The organism is Roseovarius sp. MBR-78, from assembly GCF_040547535.1.
Taxonomy (GTDB): Bacteria; Pseudomonadota; Alphaproteobacteria; order Rhodobacterales; family Rhodobacteraceae; genus Roseovarius.
This window is the reverse complement of the sequence record NZ_JBEPPX010000002.1, coordinates 37,658-59,568: the sequence shown is the minus strand read 5'-3', so window position 1 is coordinate 59,568 and position 21,911 is coordinate 37,658. Positions and strand designations below refer to the sequence as shown.

Sequence of the window (21,911 nt, the reverse complement as noted above, 5' to 3'; positions counted from 1 at the left end):
GGCCCGCGATGTCGCAAAAAACCGTTCTGCTCGTCGAGGACGAGGACAATATCGCGCTGGCGCTCGGTCATCTGATCGGGCGGGCGGGCTATGGCTTGCGGCGGGTGGCGTCGGGCAATGCCGCCCTTGTCGCGCTGGCCGAGGCGCGCCCCGATCTGGTGGTGCTCGACGTGATGCTGCCCGAACGCTCGGGCTATGAGATATGCCAGATGATCCGGCGCGATCCCGCGCTTGCCGGCGTCAAGGTGCTGATGATTACCGCCAGCGGCGGCGAGGTGGAGCGGCGCAAGGGGCTGGCCGTGGGGGCCGATGCCTTCATGACCAAGCCCTTTGCCATCGCCGATCTGACCGCGCAAATCCATGCCCTTCTGGCGGAGGATGCACCATGATCGAGCGACTGACGAAGCGCTTTGGCCTGCGGCTGCGATTCGCGCTCTTCTTTGCCGCGCTCGGGCTTGGCGGGGCGGCGCTGATCGCGGGGGCGCTGGTCTTCGGGCATATGCGCGCGGGCGGGCCGGTCGATGGCTATGTGATCGCCGGGCTGCTGGCGGGGTTGGGCGTGCTTGGGCTGTCGGCGTGGATCGGGCTCTTGTTCGATGAAAACGTCGCCAAGCCGATCCTCGCGCTGGCCTCTGATCTCACCACCCGCGCGCGCGCCGATGTGGATTTGCAGATCGACGAGGGGCAGGCGAAACACCTCAGCACGCTGGCCCCCGCCGCCAACGCGATCAACGCCGCCCTGTCGGAGGCGCGCGCCGCCCGCCAACGCGCGGTCGAGCGCGAGACCGCCCGCATCGCTCGCGAAAAGGCGCTGTTCGAGGCGCTTTTCCGCGATCTGGGCGAGGGGGCGGTGGTGGCCACCCCCGACAACCGCGTGATGCTCTACAACCGCATGGCGCAGGATTTGCTGGGCGATATCGGGCTTGACCGCCCGCTTTCGGATTTTCTGCGGCCAGAGCCGGTGATGGACGCGCTGTCGCGGATGCAAAAGGCGCGCCTGCGCGGGCAGGTCACCGCCGAGACCTTTCTCGCCGCCTCTGCCGATGGCGAGCGGTTCCTTCTGGGGCGCGTCAGCCCGATCCTGTCTGACGAGGAGCTGTCGGGCCATGTTCTCATATTCCGCGACGCCACCGAAGACCTGCGCGCCCATGCCGCCCATGACCATCTTTTCATGGCGCTGCTGGAGGGGGTGCGCCGCCCCGCAGGCACGATCGGCGCGCTGCTGGAGGTGCTGCAATCGGTGGATGACCTCGCCCCCGAGGAGCGGGCAAAGATGCGGCAGGGGATCGAGGACGAGGTGGCGCGGCTCTTTGCCTGCCTCGATGATCTGGGCACCCGCCACGCCGCGATCCGGTCGCGGCGCTGGCCGATGTCGCCGGTTGCCGTTGGCCATATATTCGACGGGGTGCGCGCGCAGGGCGGTGGCCCGCTCACGATCACCCGTTGCAACGCGATGTTGGCCTGTGACGGGTTTGCCGTGGCCACGCTGCTTGCCACGATCCTGCGCCACCTGACCGAGGACGGCACCCGCGACGCGCTGCGCCTCGGGGCCGAGGTGGAGGGCGCAGAGGTCCGCCTGATCCTTGGCTGGCAGGGCGAGGCGGTGACCGACGGGCAGGTGACGCGCTGGCTGCGCGCGCCCCTGTCGGAGGCCTACGGGGCCTATTCCGGGCGCGATGCGCTCGCCGCGCATCAAACCGATCTCTGGGCGGAAACGGGCGCGGATGGCCACCGCATCGTGCTGCCGCTGGCCGCCGCAGCGCCGCCGCTGGCCCCCGGCGACGCGCGGCCCGAATTCTACGATTTCAACCTGCCCGACGCGCCGGGGGGCGATCTTTTTGACACCCCCCTGTTGGATCTGAGTTTCGTGGTGTTTGACACCGAGACCACCGGCCTCTCGCCGCGCGGCGGTGACGAGATCGTGCAGATCGCCGGGCTGCGCATCGTCAACGGGCGCATCCTGCGCGGCGAGACGTTTGACACGCTGGTCAATCCGGGCCGCGCCATCCCGCCCGCCTCGACCCGCGTGCATCACATCACCGATGCGATGGTCGAGGGCGCGCCCGATATCCGCGAGGCCGGGCGGCGGTTTCATGATTTCTGCCGGGGCGCGGTGCTTGTGGCGCATAACGCGCCGTTCGACCTGGCCTTTCTGCGGCTCAAGGAGACGGTGATCGGGCGGCGATTCGACAACCCGGTGCTGTGCACGGTGCTGATGTCGGCGGGGCTGTTCGATCACACCGGGCAGCACACGCTCGATGCGCTCTGCGACCGGTTCGGCGTGCGCATCCCCCCCGAGGCGCGCCATACCGCGATGGGCGACACGGTGGCCACGGCAGAGGTGTTCGTGCGGATGCTGGCGCTCTTGCGCGACAAGGGCGTGACCACGCTGGGCGGCGCCATCGCCGAGGAGGGGCGGCAGACCCGCCTGCGCAAGGCGCAATCCTATTGAGACGCGCGCCCCGGCATCTTGACCCGCGCGCCGCGCTGGCCTAATCAGGGCGCGTCGCGGGCGTTGTGTAATGGTAAGACCTCAGCCTTCCAAGCTGATGATACGGGTTCGATTCCCGTCGCCCGCTCCAATTCCCGGCCCTTGCCCCCCTGTCTCTTGATGACCCTCGCGGGCGGTCAGGAACGCTTTGTTTCCCCGGAAAGAAATTGACAGGGCGCGCATTTTTCTTACCATCGCGGCGAAAGAAATTGGAACGGGGGCGGATATGAAATTTCACACCACAGGACGTATCGTGGCGCTTGCGCTTGCCGTCGCGGGCGGGCCTGCGCTGGCCGAGGGGCCGCGCGTCTATGCCTATGAGGGGGGGCCCAATTACTGCCCTGCCGGGCTTCAGCCGATCACGCTCAACGGGGTTATCTGTTGCGGCGCGCCCAATCAGGCGCAAAGCTATCAACAGGCGCAACGTCATCCCGTCACGCGCATCCGCAGCGCGCGCGTGCGATATGACGCCTGCCTGCCCGGTCAGAAGGGCTGCAACTGAGCGCCGCCCCGCGAGAGGGGCGCGGGGCGCGCGCGCCCTGCCGCCCGCCCTGCCGCCGTCAGAGCGGTTTCAGATCGGCCGCCATCTGGCGGCCATCGCGCCCGTCCTGAAGCTCGTAGCCGACCTTTTGATTGTCGGCGAGGCCGGTGAGGCCTGAACGCTCCACCGCCGAGATATGCACGAACACGTCCTTGCCGCCGCCATCGGGGGCGATAAAGCCGTAACCTTTTGTGGTGTTGAACCATTTCACGGTGCCCGTCGGCATGCCGTTCTCCTTCGTCTTCGGTCTTCACATCCCCGGAGAATGCCGGGCCATGCGCCGCCGCGCGGCGCATGAAGATGATTGCACCGTCAATGTAAAAATCAAGCGAAACCCGGTGACGACCCCGCCGCGCCGCGTTATGACAGCGCGGATGACGGCACCGAACGGGGGATAAGATGATGATCGTCTACGGGATAAAGACCTGCGATACCTGCCGCAAGGCGTTGAAATCCTTGGGCGAGGCGCGGCTTCATGACCTGCGGGCAGAGCCGCTGCCCGAAGATGTGGCACAGGCCGCAGAGGCACGGTTTGGCGCGGCGCTGGTCAACCGCAAATCGGCCACGTGGCGCGGGTTGAGCGAGGCCGAACGCGCGGCCCCGCCGCTGGCGCTCATCGCAGCACATCCCACGGTGATGAAGCGCCCGCTCATCGACGCGGGCGGCACGCTCTATCTCGGCTGGGGGCCGGAGGTGCAGGCCGCGCTCCTTGGATAGGGCGGGAGACCGCTTATATGGGCGAAAGGAACAGGAGGCAGGCATCATGCGCAGCGCGGCAACGGCTCTGGGGATCATCGGCGGGTGTCTCGCGGTTCTCGTGGGGTTCTTCGGCTATGGCTATACCGAGGCGGTGACCCGTTTTGGCGAGGTGGACGGGCTGTTTCATCAGGTCTCCGATCCGGCGCTCATTCGCACGGCAAGCTTTCTCGCGCCGCTTCTGGCGATCGCGGGCGGGGCGATGGCCAAGGTGCGCGCGCTGCCCGCCGGGATCATGCTGCTGGCGGCGGCGGGGCTCATTCATTACGCCTTCGGCTTCAACGTGTTCACCATGTTCCCCATCGGGATGGCGGCGCTTGGCGGTGTGCTGGCGCTCGCGGCGGGCAAGCCCGACGAGCCGAAATCGCATTTCTGACGCGCGGGGGCCGCGCCTGACAGGCTTGTGACATGACATTTTTGGCCCGGTGCCTAGGCTGCATCGTGACCCGAGATGACGGATAGACCATGCGCCACGCCCTTGTTGCCCTCTTCGCGGTGCTTATGCCCGCTGCGGCCCCCGCCGCCGACCTGACCGAGCCGCGCTGTCACGCCGAGGTGCCCTGCACGCTTGGCGCGCGGTCCTACCACGTCAAGGAGCCCGATGGCTGGGACGGGGTCAGCCCGCTGCCGGTCTTGCTGCATTTTCACGGCTGGATGCGGCAGGGCACCTTGATCGTCAAGCATGGCCGCATTTCCGGCGCGACGCGGCGGCGCGGCGTGCTGCTGCTGGCCCCGAATGGAGAGGGCAAGACCTGGGATTTCTGGACCGATCAGACCAATGACGTGGCTTTCGCCGCCGCCGTGATCGAGGATGCCGCCCGCCGCTATCCCATCGACCGCAGCCGCATCTACGTCTCTGGCTATTCCTACGGCGCGGCGATGGCGTGGCGCTATGCGTGCGAGAATGGTGACGCGGTGGCGGCGCTTCTGGCGGTGTCGGGCACCTTGCCGCAATCGGAGACCTGCCCCGAGGCCCCGGCAGAGGTGCGCCATGTCCACGGCACATCCGACATGGTGATGGATTTCCCCTTTGGCCCCGATGGCGAGACGACATGGCCGGTCCGGCTCTGGCGCGCGCGGATGGGATGCGACGGGCCGGGCACGCGAGCGGGCGCGTGGTCGGTGACCGAGCATGACCGCTTTGAACGCACCACCTGGGCCTGTGACGAGGGCCGCATCGCGCTTGACGTTCATGCGCGCGGCCATTTCATCCCGCGCGGCTGGATCGCGCGGCAACTCGACGAATTGCTCAGCCTGCCGCCCTCATACCCGTGAGGGGATGACCTGCGCGCCGGAACGCTCTAAGAGGCGGGGCAGGACATGGCAAACGGCACCCCGCATGAACACCCCCGCCCCGGACGGCACGTCCCGCCTGCTGACCGCAACCGACCGCGCCAACCTGCGCTGGTTCTGGCGGATGTATCTGCGCCGCCGCGCCCCTTGGCTGGCGCTGGTGCTGGTGATGATCCTGATGCAGGGGCTTGTCTATCAACAGTTTCTCGCGATCACCGAGGACGGGCTTCGGGTGATCTTCGAGAGCGGCTCGGTGCGCGACCTGGTCTTTGTCTGCCTCGCGGTGTTCGTGCTCTTTGCCGTGCGGGGCACGATGGCCTACCTGGTGCCGCGCATTTCCGTCTGGGTCTCCAATTCGGCGATCTACGAGATGCGCCGCGACCTGATCGCCCATCTGATGACCCTCGATCTGAGCTATTTCGAGCGCACGCGCTCGGGTGCGATCATCCAGAGGATCGTGATGCAGACGCAGGCGCTTGGTCATTTCATGGGGCTGGGCACCGCCAACGCGGTGCGCGACGCGGTGACCGTGGTGATCGTGGCGGGCTATCTCATCTGGAAGAACCCGGTGCTTTTTGCCGTCGCCATCGCGGTGCTGCCCTTCATCATCTGGGTGATGAATGCCGTCTCGGCGCGGGTCAAGCGGGTGCAGGGCGAGGCCGAAACCGCGCTCGGCGATTACATGAACCGGCTCGAAGAGACGATTTCGGCGATGCGCACCATCAAGATCGCCAGCCAGGAGCGGGTGGAGACTGACCGGCTCGACACCGATACCGGGATGCTGCGCGATCTCACCCTCAGGGTGCAGCGCACGCAGGCGCTTGTCATGCCCTCGATCGACCTGTCATCGGCCTTTGTCTATGTGCTGGTGATCGGCGGTGGCGGCTACATGGTGCTCAGCCCCGATTTCGATATGGACGGGGCCGAGATCATCACCTTTCTGCTGGGCATGGTGCTGATCTTCGATCCGGCGCGGCTTCTGGCGCAGTATCTCGGGCTGTTGCCCTCTCATCTGGTGCAGCTTGACCGGGTGCGGGGCCTGTTTCACGAACGCCCCACCATCACCGACGCGCCCGATGCCGTCACCGCGTTCGATCCCGGCGGCGATATCGTGCTCGACAGGGTGCGCTTTGCCTATAGCGCCGACCAGCCGCTTTTCGACGGGTTGTCGATGCGCTTCCGGGGCGGCAGCGTGTCGGCCATCGTCGGCGCGACCGGCTCGGGCAAGACCACGGTGCTGTCGCTTCTGTCGCGGCTCTACGATGTGCAGGGCGGGCGCATCACCATCGGCGGCACGCCGATCGACGGGCTCAGGATCGGCGCGCTGCGCGCGGCATTCTCGGTGGTGGCGCAGGATATCGTGATCTTTGATAATTCGATCTGGGAGAATATCCGCTACGTCAACCCCGAGGCCAGCGAGGCCGAGATCTGGCAGGCGGCCGAGAATGCCGAGATCGCCGACCTGATCCGCGCGCGCGGCGATACGCCCGTTGGGCCCAAGGGCGCGCAGCTCTCGGGCGGGCAGAAACAACGCATCGCCATCGCGCGGGCGTTCCTGGTGGATGCGCCGATCCTGCTTCTGGACGAGGCGACAAGCGCGCTCGACCAGGGCACCGAGGCGCGGATCAAGGCGGCGCTCACCCGCCTCACAAAGGGACGGACGACCATCGTGGTCGCGCACCGGCTGTCCTCGATCACCGATGCCGATTGCATTTTCGTGCTCGAGGCCGGGCGGCTGGTGGAGCAGGGCAGCCATGACGCGCTGATCGCGCAGGGCGGCTATTACACGCAGCTTTACAAGGCGCAGAAACAGACCGGCGCGGCGCGCTGAGGCGGGCGTTGTGAAGGGCTTGGTGCGGCCGTTGAGGGAGCCGTGCATCGATGGGCCGCGGTGCGGCGATCCAACGTCAGTTTGGCAGCGCTTTATCGTGCCAAATCCGAAAAACCTTTGAGGATGGCGCAGGTTACAGCCAAATCGCCGTGCCGGGGAAGCGGCCCGGCGATGCGCGGCGGCGCGCAAGCGCGCCTTGTTCCGCGCGGGGAAAAGACGCGAACGTCCCCTCCAGCCCATAAACGACAGTTGCCCTACCGAACTGCATCAGGTCAGGTCATCTTCGGGCAATACGCGCCAGATACCCAATTCATGATGCCCCAAGGCGCAGGCCCGCTCTCAGCCCTCCGCGCGCCGGTGCAGCAGCAGCGGTTGCGCCAGCCAGTCGCGCAGCGTCGCCGTCGTCTCCTCGGGGCGTTCCAGCACCGGCAGATGCCCGGCCCCCTCGATCATGCACAGCCTCGCGGCGGGGATCAGCCCGGCCATGAAATCGTGCCGCTTCGGCGGCGTCAGCCCGTCCAGCGCCCCGCACAGCACCAGCGCCGGCACCTGGCAGCGGCGCAGCACGGCCTGGTAATCGCGCCGCCGCTGCAACGCGCGCACCTGCCGCACCAGCACGTCAGGGCCAAGCCCCTCGGCCATCGCCACCACCTGCGCGAGGATCTCTGCCCGTTGCGGCCCCGGTGCCAGAACGTCGCGGCCCAGCACCAATTCCACGGCCTCGGCCATCATTCCGGCGCGCAGCTTGGCCACCAGCGGCTCGTATCCGGCCGAGGATTGCGGCGTCTCGGCCAGCGAATTGGTATCCATCAACGCGATCCGCGTCACCCGGTCCGGCGCACGGCGCAGGATTTCCATCGCCACGATTCCGCCCATCGACAGCCCCGCCAGCGCGAACCGGCGCGGCAGATGGTCGAGCAGCCCCGAGGCGATTTCCTCGATCCGGTCACCGCCGGTGATCGGCGCGACGCTCACCACGCGCTCACGGCTCAGATCGGCGATCTGCGGCGCAAACAGCCTCGCATCGCACATCATGCCGGGAACAAACACAACCGCATCACTGCTCATCACACGCCCTCTCTGCCGGGGATCTGTGCCCCCGTCCCGCGCCAGAGCATGGCATTGCCACCGCCGCCCGTGCAAGTGCTAAGGCGTCAGTGTCCGCGCGCTCACCTCGTCGAGCGTGGCCCCGATCAGGGCAAGACAGTCGGGATCAGAAAAGCGGTGATCGGCCCCGCGCACCAGCGTGAGCCGCATGTCCGGCCCGGTGGCATGGTCCAAAAGCCGCATGGATACGGATTTATCCACATCCTGATCGGCGGTGCCTTGCAGAAATCGAACCGGAAACGGCAAATCGAGCGGTGCGCGCAACACCAGGTGGTCGCGCCCGTCCTCGATCAGTCGGCGGGTGATGATGTAAGGCTCGCCATAGTCCGAGGGCAGGGCGATCTGCCCCTCTTTCATGATCCGGGACCGTTCGTCCTCGCCGAACCCGCCCCACATCGCATCTTCGGTGAAATCGGGGGCTGCGGCGATGGTCACCATGCCCGCCACCCGCTCCGGGCAGGTCCGCGCCAGCAAGAGCGCGATCCAGCCCCCCATCGACGAGCCGACCAATATCTGCGGCCCGACGGTCAGCGCGTCGAGCACCGCGCGCGCATCCGCCGCCCAATCGCCGATCGCGCCATCGGTGAACGCGCCCGAGGACTGCCCATGCCCGGAATAGTCGAACCGCAGAAAGGCGCGGCCCCGCGCCCGCGCCCAATCCTCGAGCCAGAGCGCCTTGGTGCCCTGCATGTCGGATTTGAACCCGCCGAGAAATACGATTCCCGGCCCGTCCCCGGCCAGCCGGTGATAGGCGAGGCGGCGGCCCGCCCCGGTCTCGATCCATGATGGTTGCGCCATCGCATTCTCTCCCACCGTGTGGCGAGGATCATGCACCGGCCCCGCGCCTCGCGCAAACCGGTTTTGCCCGTGCCTTCCCGGCCTCAGCCGCCGATATAGGCCCCGTTGCGCGGGCGGTAGAACACTTTTTGATTGTGCAACCGGCCCAGCAGGTCGTGGATCTGGCGCAGCGTTTCGTCGGCCGCGCGCAGGCTGTCATCGGCCTTGTCGTGTTGCACCGCCTCGGGGATCACCCGCGCCGACAAATCGGCCTTGGTCTGGCGCAGGGCGGTCTCGATCAGGTCCATATCCTCGACGCTCAGGTCGAATTTCGAATTGTATCCCGGCATGTGCGGCCCCTCTTGCTATTGCGCGCCCCTGTCATTGTGCAGGTGCAGCGCAATATTGTTTCGCGTCAGATATACGGCATTTAGAGCAGCATTCGCGACATGTCCAATAAAAATTACACGCGGCGTCAACATGTTACGATATGCAATCGTATGCAGCGCGCGCCCATGCCCCTTGACCTCGGCGCGCCGAGCGGGCATCACGCGCGCACATACCCGCAATCGGGCGTTCCGTGGGCGCCAAACCGACGAGGAGCCAGATATGGCCGATATTTCCCTGACTTTTCCCGATGGCACGCAGCGCAGCTATGACGCGGGCATCACCCCCGCCGAGGTCGCGGCAAGCATCGCCACGTCGCTGGCGAAAAAGGCCATTTCGGCGCAGGTGGATGGCCAGCACTGGGATCTGCAATGGCCGATCACGCGCGATTCTGAGATCACCATCAACACGATGAAGGACGAGGCCCCGGCGCTTGAACTCATTCGCCACGATCTTGCCCATATCATGGCCCGCGCGGTGCAGGATATCTGGCCCGATGTGAAGGTGACCATCGGCCCGGTGATCGCAAATGGCTGGTATTACGATTTCGACCGGGCCGAGCCCTTCACCCCCGAAGACCTTGGCCGCATCGAGGCGCGGATGCGCGAGATCATCAACGCGCGCGATCCGGTGCGCACCGAGATATGGGACCGCCCCCGCGCCATCGCCCATTACCGCGCCACGAACGAGCCCTACAAGGTCGAGCTGATCGAGGCGATCCCCGGCGACGAGCCGCTGCGCATGTATTGGCACGGGGAGTGGCAAGACCTGTGCCGCGGCCCGCATCTGCAACATACCGGCCAGGTGCCCGCCGACGCGTTCAAGCTGATGAGCGTGGCCGGGGCCTATTGGCGCGGCGACAGCAGCCGCCCGATGCTGCAACGCATCTACGGCGTGGCGTTCCAGAGCCGCGAGGCGCTCAAGGCGCATCTGACCTTTCTCGAAGAGGCCGAGCGCCGCGACCATCGCCGCCTTGGCCGCGAGATGGACCTGTTTCACATGCAGGAAGAGGCCCCCGGCCAGGTCTTTTGGCACCCCAATGGCTGGACCATCTACACCACCTTGCAGGATTACATGCGTCGCCAGCAGGTGAAGGGGGGCTATGTCGAGGTGAACACGCCGCAGGTGGTCGACCGCAGGCTGTGGGAGGCCAGCGGCCACTGGGAGAAATACCAGGACAACATGTTCATCGTCGAGGTGGACGAGGACCACGCCCGCGAAAAGGCCGTGAACGCGCTGAAGCCGATGAACTGCCCCTGCCATGTGCAGATATTCAACCAAGGGCTGAAGAGCTACCGCGATCTTCCGCTGCGCATGGCCGAATTCGGGGCCTGCAACCGCTATGAGCCCTCGGGCGCGCTGCATGGCATCATGCGGGTGCGCGGCTTTGTGCAGGATGACGCGCATATCTTCTGCACCGAGGATCAGATCGAGGAGGAGACGGGACGCTTTATCGCGTTTCTCTCGAATATCTACCGCGATCTGGGGTTCCCGGAATTCGAGGTTCTGTTTTCCACCCGCCCCGATGTGCGCGCGGGCAGCGACGAGGTCTGGGACCGCGCCGAGGCGGCGCTTTTGTCGGCCACCCGTGCCGCGGGCATCGAGCCGAAGGTGAACCCCGGTGAGGGCGCGTTTTACGGCCCCAAACTCGAATTCACCCTGACCGACGCCATCGGGCGCAAATGGCAATGCGGCACGCATCAGGTGGATTTCGTCCTGCCCGAGCGGCTGGATGCCACCTATATCGGGCAGGACGGCGCGAAACACCGCCCCGTGATGCTGCACCGCGCCTGTCTTGGCTCTTTCGAGCGCTTCATCGGGATTTTGATCGAGGAACATGCCGGGCGGCTGCCCTTCTGGCTCAGCCCCCGTCAGGTGGTGGTGGCCTCGATCGTGTCGGATGCGGATGATTACGTCAACGAGGTGGTGGCGGCCCTGCGCGCGCGCGGTGTGCGCGCCGAGGCCGACACCCGCAACGAGAAGATCAATTACAAGGTGCGCGAGCACTCATTGGGCAAGGTGCCGGTGATCCTTGCCTGCGGGATGCGCGAGGTCGCAGAGCGCTCCGTGTCGCTGCGCCGCCTTGGCGAGAAGGCGACGCGCACCGTCACCCTCGACGAGATCGTGCCGGAGCTTGCCAGTGAGGCCACGCCGCCGGATATCGCGTGATACAAGCGGCGGGGGGCTTGTTGCCGCCGTTGGCCTCCTGTCCCCCGCGCGCAATCAAAGGCGAAGCCCGCCGCGCGGCTCACCTCTGAAGCCCCCCGTCCCCTCTCAGCCGGCGACAAGGCCCATCTGTTCGAGCTTGAGAATCACCTGATGCGCGCAGTTATCGACATCGACATTCTCGGTCTCGACGCGCAGTTCGGGGTTTTCCGGCACATCATAGGGGTCTGAAATCCCGGTGAATTCCTTGATCTTGCCCTCGCGCGCCAGCTTATAAAGGCCCTTGCGGTCGCGGCGTTCGCATTCCTCGATCGAGGTCGCCACATGCACCTCGACGAAGGCGCCGAACTGCTCGACCTCCTCGCGCACGGCGCGGCGGGTGCTGGCATAGGGCGCGATCGGCGCACAGATGGCGATGCCGCCATTCTTGGTGATCTCGGAGGCGACATAGCCGATGCGGCGAATGTTGAGGTCGCGGTGCTCCTTGGAAAATCCAAGCTCCGACGAGAGGTTCTTGCGCACCACGTCGCCGTCGAGCAGCGTCACGGGACGCCCGCCCATCTCCATCAGCTTGACCATGAGCGCGTTGGCGATGGTCGATTTGCCCGAGCCGGAAAAGCCGGTGAAGAACACGGTAAAGCCCTGCTTGGAGCGCGGCGGACGGGTGCGGCGCAGTTCCGCCACCACCTCGGGGAATGAAAACCACTCTGGAATTTCCAGACCTTCGGCCAGACGGCGGCGCAGTTCGGTGCCGGAAATATCCAGCACGGTAGAGCCTTCCGGCACTTCGGAAATCGGGTAATACTGCGCCTTTTCCTGCACATAGACCATGTGTTTGAAATCGACCATCTCAAGGCCAATCTCGTCCTGATGCTCTTTGAACATCTCCTGTGCGTCGTAAGGGCCGTAGAAATCCTCGCCCGCGGAGTTCTTGCCGGGGCCCGCATGATCGCGCCCGACGATGAAATGGGTGCAGCCATGGTTGCGGCGGATGAGGCCGTGCCATACCGCCTCGCGGGGCCCGGCCATACGCATCGCCAGGTTGAGCAGGCTCATCGCCGTGGTCGAGGCGGGGTATTTGTCGAGCACCGCCTCGTAGCAGCGCACACGGGTGAAGTGATCGACATCGCCCGGCTTGGTCATGCCGACGACCGGGTGGATCAGCAGGTTGGCCTGCGCCTCGCGCGCGGCGCGGAAGGTCAATTCCTGATGCGCGCGGTGCAGCGGGTTGCGCGTCTGGAACGCCACCACGCGCCGCCAGCCCAGCTTGCGGAAGAGGGCGCGCAATTCGTTGGGCGTGTCGCGCCGCGCCTTGAAATCGTAATGCACGGGGGGCTGAATCCCGGTCACCGGGCCGCCAAGATAGACCTTGCCGGCGGTGTTGTGCAGGTAGTTGACCGCCGGGTGCGCGCTGTCATCGGCACCAAATACCTTTTCCGCCTCGCGCGCCTTGTCGGGGCTCCAGCGGTCGGTCACGGTCATCGTGGCGAGGATCACGCCCTCCTGGTCGCGCAGGGCGATATCCTGTCCGATCTCAACGCTTTCCGCGAATGTCTCGCTTACATCGAGGGTGATCGGCATCGGCCAGAGCGTGCCATCGGCGAGGCGCATATTCTCGACCACGCCGGTATAATCGGCCTCCGAGAGGAACCCCTTGAGCGGGTTGAAGCCGCCATTCATCAACAGTTCCAGATCGCAGATCTGGCGCGGGCTGAGATCCCAGCTTGCGAGGTTGCCCGCCTCGACCTTGAGCTTTTGCGCGCTGTCGTAAGAGACATAGAGTTCGGGGACGGGGGCGAGATTGGGAGACTGCATGGAAACCTTCATCGTGATGTGACTGCCGGGATGCGGGCGGGCCGGTGCCGCCGCCTTGCCGCGCTCTAGACCCGCAATGCGGCGCAATTCAAGCGCAAGCAGCGTTTTTTCGGAAAATGAGGCGGATATGGCGCGGTCATCGTGGGTGCGGCGAACAGGGTCCATGTTTTGCGCCCTTGGATGGCACAGGTGTTTTGATTGGCTTCAGACCAGGTGGTTGCGCAAATCCGGGGCGGTTGTGGCTCTTCTGATATGCCGTTTTTGACACCTGCATCAGGGCGCATTGCAACGCCGGTTGACCCAGGAGCCATCCACCGCGTCAGTTCAACACCATCCATGACGCCTGTCGCTGCGTGTTACATGACATCGCAGGCCGGATCGTCATCGGCAACATATGTCAGGTGTCAAACATGCACGCGCATATCGGTCCATCCTACCACTGGACGGCTTGCTGCGTATGATGCGAGACTTCTGTTTCCCGCGTCCTGTTGCGAGGCCCCCTGGCGCATCCTGCCTTGCGGTTCGACCCTCGGCGCATCCTGTCCGGTCAATCCGCCCCCGGCGCACCCTGTCCGCGTGCCGGGCCGCGTCACATCCACCAGCGCGCGCGGTCGTGGCGCGCCAGCCAGCCACCGAGGCTGAAATGATCCCGCCGGATCAGCAGCACCAGCGCGATGAACGCCGCCAGCACCGCCAGGTCGATCACCTGGTTGCGGTTCACCGGAAATCCCCGCTCGTTGAGCGCGAAAGGATCAAGAAATCCCTCCCAGCGCCGGGTGACGGTAAAGAAATGCATGACCAGCAGGCTACCATAGCTGACATATCGCAGAACGCCGAGCGCCACCAACACGCAGATCGCGATCTGCACGCCACCCACAGCATAGACTTGCATAAGGCTCGCATCTACCCCGTCGAAATGCCGCGCAAGCGCCTGGTATTGCTTGGGCGTGATGATCTTGTGGGCCGCCCACAGGAATATAAACCACGCCAGCCCCAGCCGCAGGATCAACAGCGCCAGACCGTCCAGCCTGTCCTGCGCCGAGAGCCGCATTGCCGCCTGTGATGTCATGACCACCTGTCTCCGATCTGCCGCCTTTCTCGCTAACCGCAACGCGGTTTTTGCGCAACTCACAGCTTGGTCAGGCAGCGCCCATCCGCCCCTCGCGCGCCCCGAATCGGCAGGCCCGCCTGCCACAGGCCGTATATTGGCGCGAAAGCGTTACGATTTCGTTGACAAATCCCTGACGCTGCGAGCGTCACGCGCCCGCCCAATGCCAGATTGCGCACGCCATAAGGCCAGTCTATCCTGCCAAAATGGCCATCCCCGTCGAGACCTTTTTCCTGTCGCCCGATGCCGAGGGCACGCTTCAGGCGCAGATCCGGCAGATGATCGCCGGGGGCATCCTGTCGGGGCGGTTCCGCAAGGGCGAAAAGCTGCCCTCCTCGCGCAAACTCGCCGCGCATCTTGGTGTGAGCCGCATCACCGTAACCCTCGCACTCACCGAATTGCAGGCCAGCGATTACCTGCAATCGCGCGACAGGTCCGGCTACTATGTCTCTGAAAACGCGCCGGAACCTCCGGCTTTCTCCGATCCCGCGCCGCGACGCGAAACGATCGACTGGGCGCGCGCGCTCGGGCGGCGCTACAGCGAGGGCGACACGCCGGAAAAGCCGCTCGACTGGGCGCGCTACCCCTATCCCTTCATCTATGGCCAGACCGATCCGGCGCTGTTCGATCACGCCAACTGGCGGCATTGCGCGCTCCGGGCGCTGGGCGCGCGCGATTTCCACGCGCTGAGCGCCGACCATTACGACCGCGACGATCCCAAGCTGGTGGAATTCATCGCGCGCCACATCCTTCCGCGACGCGGAATCCTCGCCCAACCCTCTGAAATCCTTATCACGATGGGCGCGCAGAACGCGCTCTGGCTGGCCGCGCAAGTGCTGCTCACGCAGCGCCGCACAGCGGTGATCGAGAACCCCTGTTATCACGCGCTGCGCGACATTCTAAACCAAGCGCGCTGCGCGCTGGTGCCGGTGGACGTGGACCGCGACGGCCTGCCACCCGAGGCGCTGCCCGACCGCGCCGACGTGATCTTTACCACGCCAAGCCACCAAGCCCCGACCAATGCCACCATGCCGCTGGTGCGCCGCCATGCCCTGTTGCGCGCCGCTGCCGCGCGCGAGGCGCTCATCGTCGAGGATGATTACGAGTTCGAGATGTCCTTTCTGCGCCCGCCGCTGCCCGCGCTCAAATCGCTCGATACCGAGGGGCGGGTGATTTATGTCGGCTCCTTCTCCAAGTCCATCTTTCCGGGGTTGCGGCTGGGCTATCTGGTCGGCTCGCGCGCCTTTATCAGCGAGGCGCGGGCGCTGCGCGCCTCGGTGCTGCGTCATCCGCCGGGCCTGATGCAGCGCACGGCGGCCTATTTCCTCAGCCTTGGCCATTATGACAGCCTGATCCGGCGCATGGCGCGGGTTCTCGCGCGGCGGCGCGAGGTGATGGAGGCGGCGCTGGCCCGCGAGGGGCTGGAGATCGCCGGGCGCGGCGTGTTCGGTGGCTCCTCGATCTGGATGCAGGCCCCCGACGGGGTGGATACCGCCGTGCGCGACACAGGGTTGCGCGCGCAGGGCGTGTTGATCGAGCCGGGCGCGCCGTTTTTCCACGCCGCCGCCCGCCCGCGCAACTTCTACCGCCTCGCCTATTCCTCTATCTCTGACGAGCGCATCCCCGAGGGCATCGCGCGGCTGGCGCGCGAACTGGCTCGAAATGCCTAAGGTAACTGGCCCTAACCCCGCCCCGGCGGCGCCGCTAACATCTGCGCCAACATCACCCCCATGCCCCGAGGATACGCCCATGAAGATGACCACCGAGGAAGCCTTTGTCAAAACCCTGCAACGGCACGGGATCGAACACGCCTTCGGGATCATCGGCTCGGCCTTCATGCCGATATCCGATCTCTTTCCCAAGGCGGGCATCACCTTCTGGGACTGCGCGCATGAGGGCTCGGGCGGGATGATGGCCGATGGCTACACCCGCGCCTCTGGCCGCATGTCGATGATGATCGCGCAGAACGGCCCCGGCATCACCAATTTCGTGACGCCCGTCAAAACCGCCTACTGGAACCACACGCCGCTTCTGCTGGTCACGCCGCAGGCCGCCAACAAGACCATCGGGCAGGGCGGGTTTCAGGAAATGGAACAGATGAACCTCTTTGCCGATTGCGTCGCCTATCAGGAAGAGGTGCGCGACCCCACCCGCATCGCCGAGGTGCTGAACCGGGTGATCCTCAAGGCGAAACGCGCCTCTGCGCCCGCGCAGATCAACATTCCGCGCGATGTCTGGACGCAGGTGATTGATATCGACCTACCCGCGATGGTCGGCTTCGAGCGTCCCGCCGGTGGGGCTGCGGCGATTTCTGAGGCCGCCAACCTGCTGAGCGCGGCGCGTTTCCCGGTCATCCTCAACGGCGCGGGCGTGGTGCTCGCGGGCGGCATCGACGCCTCGCGCCAGCTTGCCGAGCGGCTCGATGCGCCGGTCTGCGTGGGCTATCAGCACAATGACGCCTTCCCCGGTGCGCACCCGCTTTTCGCCGGGCCCCTGGGCTATAACGGCTCCAGAGCGGCGATGGAGCTCATCTCCAAGGCCGATGTCGTGCTCTGCCTTGGCACCCGCCTCAACCCTTTCTCGACCCTGCCGGGCTATAGCATCGACTATTGGCCGCGCGAGGCAAAGATCATCCAGGTCGATCTCAACCCCGACCGCATCGGCCTGACCAAGCCCGTCACCGTTGGCATCGTGGGCGATGCGAAGCAGGTGGCCGAGGGCATTCTCGCGCATCTGTCGGACAGCGCGGGCGACGCGGACCGCGACAGCCGCCGCGCCGAGATCGCGCAGCGCAAATCGGCATGGGCGCAGCAACTTTCCTCGATGGATCACGAAGAGGACGATCCCGGCACCACATGGAACGCCCGCGCGCGCGGCGCGAAACCCGACTGGATGAGCCCGCGCATGGCCTGGCGCGCGATCCAGAGCGCGCTGCCGAAAGACGCGATCATATCCTCGGATATCGGCAATAACTGCGCCATCGGCAACGCATACCCGTCGTTTGAGGCGGGGCGCAAATACCTTGCGCCGGGGCTTTTCGGCCCCTGCGGTTATGGCCTGCCGTCCATTGTCGGCGCGAAAATCGCCTGCCCCGATGTGCCGGTGGTGGGCTTCGCGGGCGACGGGGCCTTTGGCATCGCGGTGACCGAACTCACCGCCATCGGCCGCCCCGAATGGCCCGCGATCACGCAGGTGGTATTCCGCAACTACCAATGGGGCGCGGAAAAGCGCAACTCGACGCTCTGGTATGACGATAATTTCATCGGCACCGAGCTTGATGAACAGGTCAGCTATGCCGGCATCGCCCGCGCCTGCGGCCTGCAAGGCGTGGTCGCGCGCACCATGGAGGAATTGACCGACGCGCTGGCAACCGCCATCCGCGACCAGATGGAGCATGGCTGCACCACCCTCATCGAGGCGCTGATCAATCAGGAACTGGGCGAGCCGTTCCGCCGCGACGCGATGAAGAAACCGGTGGCCGTGGCCGGGATCGACCCCGCCGACATGCGTGCACAGCAGGTCTGAAATATGACCGTTGGGCCGGTTCTGGTCGTCAACGCCGGGTCCTCCTCGATCAAGCTGGCGGTCTTCGCGGGTGGTGCGGTGCGGCTTTCAGGGCTGGTCGACGGGATCGGCGGCGCGGGGCGGCTGCGGCTGGGTGACGCGCGGCACGCGGGGGATTTCCCCGACCACGCCGCCGCGCTCTCGGCACTTCTGGCCGCGCTGAGTGCGCAGGGCATGCCCCTGACCGCCTTCCGCGCGGCGGCGCATCGCGTGGTGCATGGCGGCAGCCTGACCGCGCCCGCGCGCCTCACGCCGGAGGTGCTTGCCGCCATCCGCGCCGCCATCCCGCTTGCGCCGCTGCACAACCCCCACAACCTCGCCGGGATCGAGACACTGGCGCGCCTTGCGCCCGACCTGCCGCAAACCGCAAGCTTCGACACCGCCTTTCACGCCACCAACCCCGATCTGGCCACCCACTACGCTGTTCCGGCGCATATCGCCGCGCGCGGCATCAGGCGCTATGGCTTTCACGGCATCTCGTTTGCCGCGCTCACCGAGGCCCTGCCACGCCTCTCCGGTGCGCCCTTGCCCGCACGCCTGCTGGCGCTGCATCTGGGCAATGGCTGCTCGCTCTGTGCCATCCGCGACGGGCAGTCGGTCGCCACCACGATGGGCTATTCGCCGCTCAGCGGGCTGACCATGGGCACCCGCGCGGGCGAGATCGACGGCAACGCCGTGCTGCAGCTGGCCGAAGAGGATGGTATCAAAGCCACGCGCCACCTGCTCAATCACGAAAGCGGGCTGCGCGGCCTCTCGGGCGGGCCGTCGGACATGCGCGCCCTCATCGCAGCCGACACCGCCGAGAGCCGCTTTGCCATAGACCATTTCTGCTACTGGGCCACGCGCCACGCCGGATCGCTGATCGCCGCCATGGGCGGCGTCGATGCGCTCGCCTTCACCGGCGGCATCGGCGAGAACGCGGCCCCCATACGCTCGCGTATTGTCAACGGCTTGGCCTGGCTCGGCGCGCGGCTCGACGAGGACGCGAACGCCGCAGGCGCGCCCCGCCTTCACGCGCCGGGCTCCCTGCCCATCTGGATCGTCCCCGCCGCCGAGGAGGCCCGCATCGCCGCAGATGCTCTGGCCTTGCTGGACGCCCCGAAATAGAACATCACACCTGTCAGTTTCGGATTTTCAAAACATATGTTCGGAAAACAGGAATTAAGCGGAATACGGGTCGCAAGGTCCGCAATCCTGTCCTAATCTCCCACCCAAGGAGGCGCGCACGCATGACACACCAACCCCGGCTCGATACCTCGCCGCATGTCTCGGACGAGGTGCGCCGCACGACGTGCTACATGTGCGCCTGCCGCTGCGGCATCAACGTGCATATGAAGGGCGGCAAGGTCGCCTATATCGAGGGCAACCGCGACCACCCGGTGAACCGCGGCGTGCTCTGCGCCAAGGGCTCGGCAGGGATCATGCAGCACAACGCCCCCTCGCGGCTGCGCGCACCTTTGAGGCGCGTCGGCCCGCGTGGCTCGGGCGAATTTCAGGAAATCACCTGGGACGAGGCGCTGCAAATCGCCTGCGACTGGCTGGAACCCATCCGCCGCGACGACCCGTCAAAGCTTGCCTTTTTCACCGGACGCGACCAATCCCAAAGCTTCACCAGCTACTGGGCACAGAATTTCGGCACGCCGAATTATGCCGCGCATGGCGGTTTCTGCTCGGTCAACATGGCGGCGGCGGGCATCTACACGATGGGCGGCGCGTTCTGGGAGTTCGGGCAGCCGGATTGGGATCACACCAAGCTCTTCATCCTTTTCGGCGTGGCCGAGGATCACGATTCGAACCCGATCAAGATGGGGATCGGTCGCATCAAGGCACGCGGGGCGCGCGTGATCGGCGTCAATCCCATTCGCACCGGCTATAACGCCGTGGCCGATGATTGGGTTGGGATCACGCCGGGCACCGATGGCCTCTTCATCCTCTCACTCATCCACGAACTGATGGCGGCGGGCAAGATCGACCTCGATTACCTCGCCCGCTACACCAACGCGCCGGTGCTGGTAAACGCCGATCCCGCCTCGCCCGAACACGGGCTTTTCTTGCGTGACGCCGATGGCAAGCCGCTGGTCATCGACCGCACCACCGGGCAACCCACCGCGTTCGACAGGCCCGGCGTGCGCCCCGACCTCAGCGCCACGCATGAGGTGGATGGCATCACCCACCGCCCCGTCATGCACCTGATGGCCGAGCGTTACCTTGATCCGCAATACGCCCCCGAGGCGGTGGCCGAGCGCTGCGGCATCACGTCTGACAAGATCCGCCGCATCGCCGCCGAAATCGCCCGCGTGGCCTTTGACGAGGCAATCACCCTAGATCACGCATGGACCGATTTCCGCGGCGAGACGCATCAGACCATGGTGGGCCGCCCGGTCAGCTTTCACGCCATGCGCGGCATCTCGGCCCATTCCAACGGGTTCCAGACGGCGCGCGCGCTGCATGTGCTGCAAATCCTGCTGGGCACGGTCGAGGTGCCCGGCGGCTTTCGGTTCAAACCGCCCTATCCCAAACCGGTCAGCGCCCACCCGACGCCCCATTGCAAGGCCACGCCGATGAACCCGCTCGACGGCCCGCATCTAGGCTATCCGCGCGGCCCCGAGGATCTCGCGCTCAAGCCCGACGGCAGCCCCGCGCGTATCGACAAGGCGTTCACCTGGGAAAACCCGATGTCGGCGCATGGGCTGATGCATATGGTCATCTCCAACGCCCATGCGGGCGATCCCTACCGCATAGACACGCTCTTTCTCTACATGGCCAACATGGCGTGGAATTCCTCGATGAATACACGCGGCGTGATGGAGATGCTGACCGACCGGGACGAGAGCGGCAACTATGTCATCCCCCACATCATCTATTCGGACGCCTACAGCTCCGAAATGGTCGCCTATGCCGACCTGATCCTGCCCGACACGACCTATCTGGAGCGCCACGATTGCATCTCGCTGCTCGATCGCCCGATCTGCGAGGCCGACGCGGCGGCGGACGCGATCCGCTGGCCGGTCGTCGCGCCCGACCGGGATGTGCGCGGCTTCCAGACGGTGCTGGTGCAGCTTGCCAACAAGCTCAAACTGCCCGGTTTCACCACCGAGGACGGCACCGCCAGATACACCGATTACGCTGATTACATCGTCAATCACGAACGCAAGCCGGGCATCGGCCCGCTCATGGGCTTTCGCGGCGACGGCTCTGCCGTGGGGCGCGGCGCGCCCAATCCCGAGCAGCTTGACCGCTACATCGAGAGCGGCGGCTTTTTCGTGAGCCACATCCCCGAGGGCGCGAATTACTACAAGCCGTGGAACATGGCCTATCAGGACTGGGCCGTGGGCATCGGCATTTTCGACAAACCCCAGCCCTACATCTTCGACCTCTACGCCGAGCCGATGCGCCGCTTCCAGCTTGCCGCCGAGGGCCATGGCGACCGCCAGCCCCCCGACCACCTGCGCGCACAGATCAAATCCACGATGGACCCGCTGCCGATCTGGTATCCGCCCTTCGAGGATGACAGCGTCGATACCGAGGAATTCCCCGTTCATGCGCTGACACAACGCCCCATGGCGATGTATCATTCCTGGGGCACGCAAAACGCCTGGCTGCGCCAGATCCACGGGGAAAACCCGCTCTACCTGCCCACGCGACTCTGGCAGGACCACGGCTTCACGGAGGGTGACTGGGCGCGCGTCACCTCGCCCCATGGCAGCATCACCGTGCCCGTCGCCCATATGGCGGCGCTGAATGAGAACACCGTCTGGACATGGAACGCCATCGGCAAGCGCAAGGGGGCCTGGGCGCTCTCGGACGACGCGCCCGAGGCCACGCGCGGCTTCCTGCTCAACCACCTGATCCACGAGCTTCTACCGGCCAAGGGCGACGGCCTCAGATGGTCCAATTCCGACCCCATCACCGGGCAGGCGGCATGGTTCGACCTCAGGGTAAAGATCGAAAAGGCCCCCGCGCCCGCCGAGGCGCAACCGGCCTATCCCCCGATCAAATCGCCCGTGGGCCAAGGCCCTGACCACCTCGCGTGGAAGGTAGGGAAATGACCAGGTTTCATCTTGCCATAAATATT

The 21,911-nt window shown here is 65.8% G+C and carries 18 protein-coding genes and 1 tRNA gene; 13 read left to right on the top strand and 6 right to left on the bottom strand.

What is annotated here, in order from left to right:
- The first annotated feature begins 8 nt into the window (after positions 1-8).
- The 4 genes from ABIE58_RS01885 (at position 9) to ABIE58_RS01870 (ending at position 2,993) form a co-directional block, all read left to right on the top strand.
- The gene (locus tag ABIE58_RS01885) at positions 9-389 is read left to right on the top strand and encodes a response regulator transcription factor (RefSeq protein WP_354542979.1); all 381 of its coding nucleotides are present in this window, start codon (positions 9-11) and stop codon (positions 387-389) included.
- Positions 386-2,452 (top strand): 3'-5' exonuclease, encoded by a 2,067-nt coding sequence (locus ABIE58_RS01880; RefSeq protein ID WP_354542978.1) that lies wholly within the window; start codon positions 386-388, stop codon positions 2,450-2,452. The genes ABIE58_RS01885 and ABIE58_RS01880 overlap by 4 nt, the downstream gene beginning before the upstream one ends.
- Positions 2,453-2,508: 56 nt before the next feature.
- Positions 2,509-2,582 (top strand) — tRNA-Gly (locus ABIE58_RS01875).
- Between the two features lie 135 nt (positions 2,583-2,717).
- Positions 2,718-2,993, top strand: a complete 276-nt coding sequence (locus ABIE58_RS01870) for a hypothetical protein (RefSeq protein ID WP_354542977.1) — start codon at positions 2,718-2,720, stop codon at positions 2,991-2,993.
- Between the two features lie 58 nt (positions 2,994-3,051).
- Here ABIE58_RS01870 and ABIE58_RS01865 read toward each other — a convergent pair whose 3' ends face one another.
- A complete protein-coding gene (locus tag ABIE58_RS01865) occupies positions 3,052-3,258 on the bottom strand; it encodes a cold-shock protein (RefSeq protein ID WP_354542976.1) in 207 nt (68 codons plus the stop codon).
- Positions 3,259-3,434: 176 nt separating this feature from the next.
- Here ABIE58_RS01865 and ABIE58_RS01860 point away from each other — a divergent pair, with 176 nt between their 5' ends.
- From ABIE58_RS01860 to ABIE58_RS01845, 4 genes are all read left to right on the top strand, one after another.
- Complete coding sequence (locus ABIE58_RS01860) at positions 3,435-3,749, top strand: ArsC/Spx/MgsR family protein (RefSeq protein ID WP_354543190.1); 315 nt, start codon at positions 3,435-3,437, stop codon at positions 3,747-3,749.
- A 46-nt stretch (positions 3,750-3,795) separates the two neighbouring features.
- Positions 3,796-4,164, top strand: coding sequence for a hypothetical protein (locus ABIE58_RS01855; RefSeq protein ID WP_354542975.1), 369 nt, complete (start codon positions 3,796-3,798; stop codon positions 4,162-4,164).
- An 89-nt stretch (positions 4,165-4,253) separates the two neighbouring features.
- On the top strand, positions 4,254-5,063 hold the full coding sequence (locus tag ABIE58_RS01850) for a CE1 family esterase (RefSeq protein WP_354542974.1): 810 nt from the start codon (positions 4,254-4,256) through the stop codon (positions 5,061-5,063).
- Positions 5,064-5,127: 64 nt separating this feature from the next.
- Positions 5,128-6,912 carry an ABC transporter ATP-binding protein gene (locus tag ABIE58_RS01845; protein WP_354542973.1) on the top strand — a complete coding sequence of 595 codons (1,785 nt, stop codon included), beginning with the start codon at positions 5,128-5,130 and terminating at the stop codon, positions 6,910-6,912.
- A gap of 339 nt (positions 6,913-7,251) precedes the next feature.
- Here ABIE58_RS01845 and ABIE58_RS01840 read toward each other — a convergent pair whose 3' ends face one another.
- From ABIE58_RS01840 to ABIE58_RS01830, 3 genes are all read right to left on the bottom strand, one after another.
- A complete protein-coding gene (locus ABIE58_RS01840; protein ID WP_354542972.1) occupies positions 7,252-7,980 on the bottom strand; it encodes an alpha/beta fold hydrolase in 729 nt (242 codons plus the stop codon).
- A gap of 78 nt (positions 7,981-8,058) precedes the next feature.
- Positions 8,059-8,817 (bottom strand): alpha/beta fold hydrolase, encoded by a 759-nt coding sequence (locus ABIE58_RS01835; protein ID WP_354542971.1) that lies wholly within the window; start codon positions 8,815-8,817, stop codon positions 8,059-8,061.
- A gap of 83 nt (positions 8,818-8,900) precedes the next feature.
- Positions 8,901-9,146 carry a hypothetical protein gene (locus ABIE58_RS01830; protein WP_354542970.1) on the bottom strand — a complete coding sequence of 82 codons (246 nt, stop codon included), beginning with the start codon at positions 9,144-9,146 and terminating at the stop codon, positions 8,901-8,903.
- Between the two features lie 259 nt (positions 9,147-9,405).
- On the opposite strand from ABIE58_RS01830, the gene thrS reads away from it, so the two are divergent.
- Positions 9,406-11,352, top strand: a complete 1,947-nt coding sequence (gene thrS, locus ABIE58_RS01825; RefSeq protein WP_354542969.1) for a threonine--tRNA ligase — start codon at positions 9,406-9,408, stop codon at positions 11,350-11,352.
- A gap of 105 nt (positions 11,353-11,457) precedes the next feature.
- On the opposite strand, the gene ABIE58_RS01820 is transcribed toward thrS, so the two are convergent.
- Together ABIE58_RS01820 and ABIE58_RS01815 are read right to left on the bottom strand one after the other, a co-directional pair.
- A complete protein-coding gene (locus ABIE58_RS01820; protein WP_354543189.1) occupies positions 11,458-13,164 on the bottom strand; it encodes a bifunctional sulfate adenylyltransferase/adenylylsulfate kinase in 1,707 nt (568 codons plus the stop codon).
- Between the two features lie 589 nt (positions 13,165-13,753).
- Positions 13,754-14,233 (bottom strand): hypothetical protein, encoded by a 480-nt coding sequence (locus ABIE58_RS01815; RefSeq protein WP_354542968.1) that lies wholly within the window; start codon positions 14,231-14,233, stop codon positions 13,754-13,756.
- 245 nt (positions 14,234-14,478) lie between these two features.
- On the opposite strand from ABIE58_RS01815, the gene pdxR reads away from it, so the two are divergent.
- The 4 genes from pdxR to ABIE58_RS01795 all read left to right on the top strand — a co-directional run bounded on the left by pdxR (position 14,479) and on the right by ABIE58_RS01795 (position 21,885).
- Entirely contained in the window at positions 14,479-15,942 is a 1,464-nt protein-coding gene (gene pdxR / locus ABIE58_RS01810) for a MocR-like pyridoxine biosynthesis transcription factor PdxR (RefSeq protein ID WP_354542967.1), read from the top strand.
- A 79-nt stretch (positions 15,943-16,021) separates the two neighbouring features.
- Positions 16,022-17,797, top strand: a complete 1,776-nt coding sequence (xsc, locus tag ABIE58_RS01805; protein WP_354542966.1) for a sulfoacetaldehyde acetyltransferase — start codon at positions 16,022-16,024, stop codon at positions 17,795-17,797.
- Positions 17,798-17,800: 3 nt separating this feature from the next.
- On the top strand, positions 17,801-18,943 hold the full coding sequence (locus ABIE58_RS01800) for an acetate/propionate family kinase (protein WP_354542965.1): 1,143 nt from the start codon (positions 17,801-17,803) through the stop codon (positions 18,941-18,943).
- Positions 18,944-19,065: 122 nt separating this feature from the next.
- A complete protein-coding gene (locus ABIE58_RS01795; RefSeq protein ID WP_354542964.1) occupies positions 19,066-21,885 on the top strand; it encodes a molybdopterin oxidoreductase family protein in 2,820 nt (939 codons plus the stop codon).
- Positions 21,886-21,911 lie beyond the last annotated feature (26 nt).

Coding starts and splice junctions, on each gene's coding strand:
- ABIE58_RS01885 (WP_354542979.1), top strand. CDS start 9: ATGTCGCAAAAAACCGTTCTGCTCGTCGAGGACGAGGACAATATCGCG.
- ABIE58_RS01880 (WP_354542978.1), top strand. CDS start 386: ATGATCGAGCGACTGACGAAGCGCTTTGGCCTGCGGCTGCGATTCGCG.
- ABIE58_RS01870 (WP_354542977.1), top strand. CDS start 2,718: ATGAAATTTCACACCACAGGACGTATCGTGGCGCTTGCGCTTGCCGTC.
- ABIE58_RS01865 (WP_354542976.1), bottom strand. CDS start 3,258: ATGCCGACGGGCACCGTGAAATGGTTCAACACCACAAAAGGTTACGGC.
- ABIE58_RS01860 (WP_354543190.1), top strand. CDS start 3,435: ATGATCGTCTACGGGATAAAGACCTGCGATACCTGCCGCAAGGCGTTG.
- ABIE58_RS01855 (WP_354542975.1), top strand. CDS start 3,796: ATGCGCAGCGCGGCAACGGCTCTGGGGATCATCGGCGGGTGTCTCGCG.
- ABIE58_RS01850 (WP_354542974.1), top strand. CDS start 4,254: ATGCGCCACGCCCTTGTTGCCCTCTTCGCGGTGCTTATGCCCGCTGCG.
- ABIE58_RS01845 (WP_354542973.1), top strand. CDS start 5,128: ATGAACACCCCCGCCCCGGACGGCACGTCCCGCCTGCTGACCGCAACC.
- ABIE58_RS01840 (WP_354542972.1), bottom strand. CDS start 7,980: ATGAGCAGTGATGCGGTTGTGTTTGTTCCCGGCATGATGTGCGATGCG.
- ABIE58_RS01835 (WP_354542971.1), bottom strand. CDS start 8,817: ATGGCGCAACCATCATGGATCGAGACCGGGGCGGGCCGCCGCCTCGCC.
- ABIE58_RS01830 (WP_354542970.1), bottom strand. CDS start 9,146: ATGCCGGGATACAATTCGAAATTCGACCTGAGCGTCGAGGATATGGAC.
- thrS (WP_354542969.1), top strand. CDS start 9,406: ATGGCCGATATTTCCCTGACTTTTCCCGATGGCACGCAGCGCAGCTAT.
- ABIE58_RS01820 (WP_354543189.1), bottom strand. CDS start 13,164: ATGCAGTCTCCCAATCTCGCCCCCGTCCCCGAACTCTATGTCTCTTAC.
- ABIE58_RS01815 (WP_354542968.1), bottom strand. CDS start 14,233: ATGACATCACAGGCGGCAATGCGGCTCTCGGCGCAGGACAGGCTGGAC.
- pdxR (WP_354542967.1), top strand. CDS start 14,479: ATGGCCATCCCCGTCGAGACCTTTTTCCTGTCGCCCGATGCCGAGGGC.
- xsc (WP_354542966.1), top strand. CDS start 16,022: ATGAAGATGACCACCGAGGAAGCCTTTGTCAAAACCCTGCAACGGCAC.
- ABIE58_RS01800 (WP_354542965.1), top strand. CDS start 17,801: ATGACCGTTGGGCCGGTTCTGGTCGTCAACGCCGGGTCCTCCTCGATC.
- ABIE58_RS01795 (WP_354542964.1), top strand. CDS start 19,066: ATGACACACCAACCCCGGCTCGATACCTCGCCGCATGTCTCGGACGAG.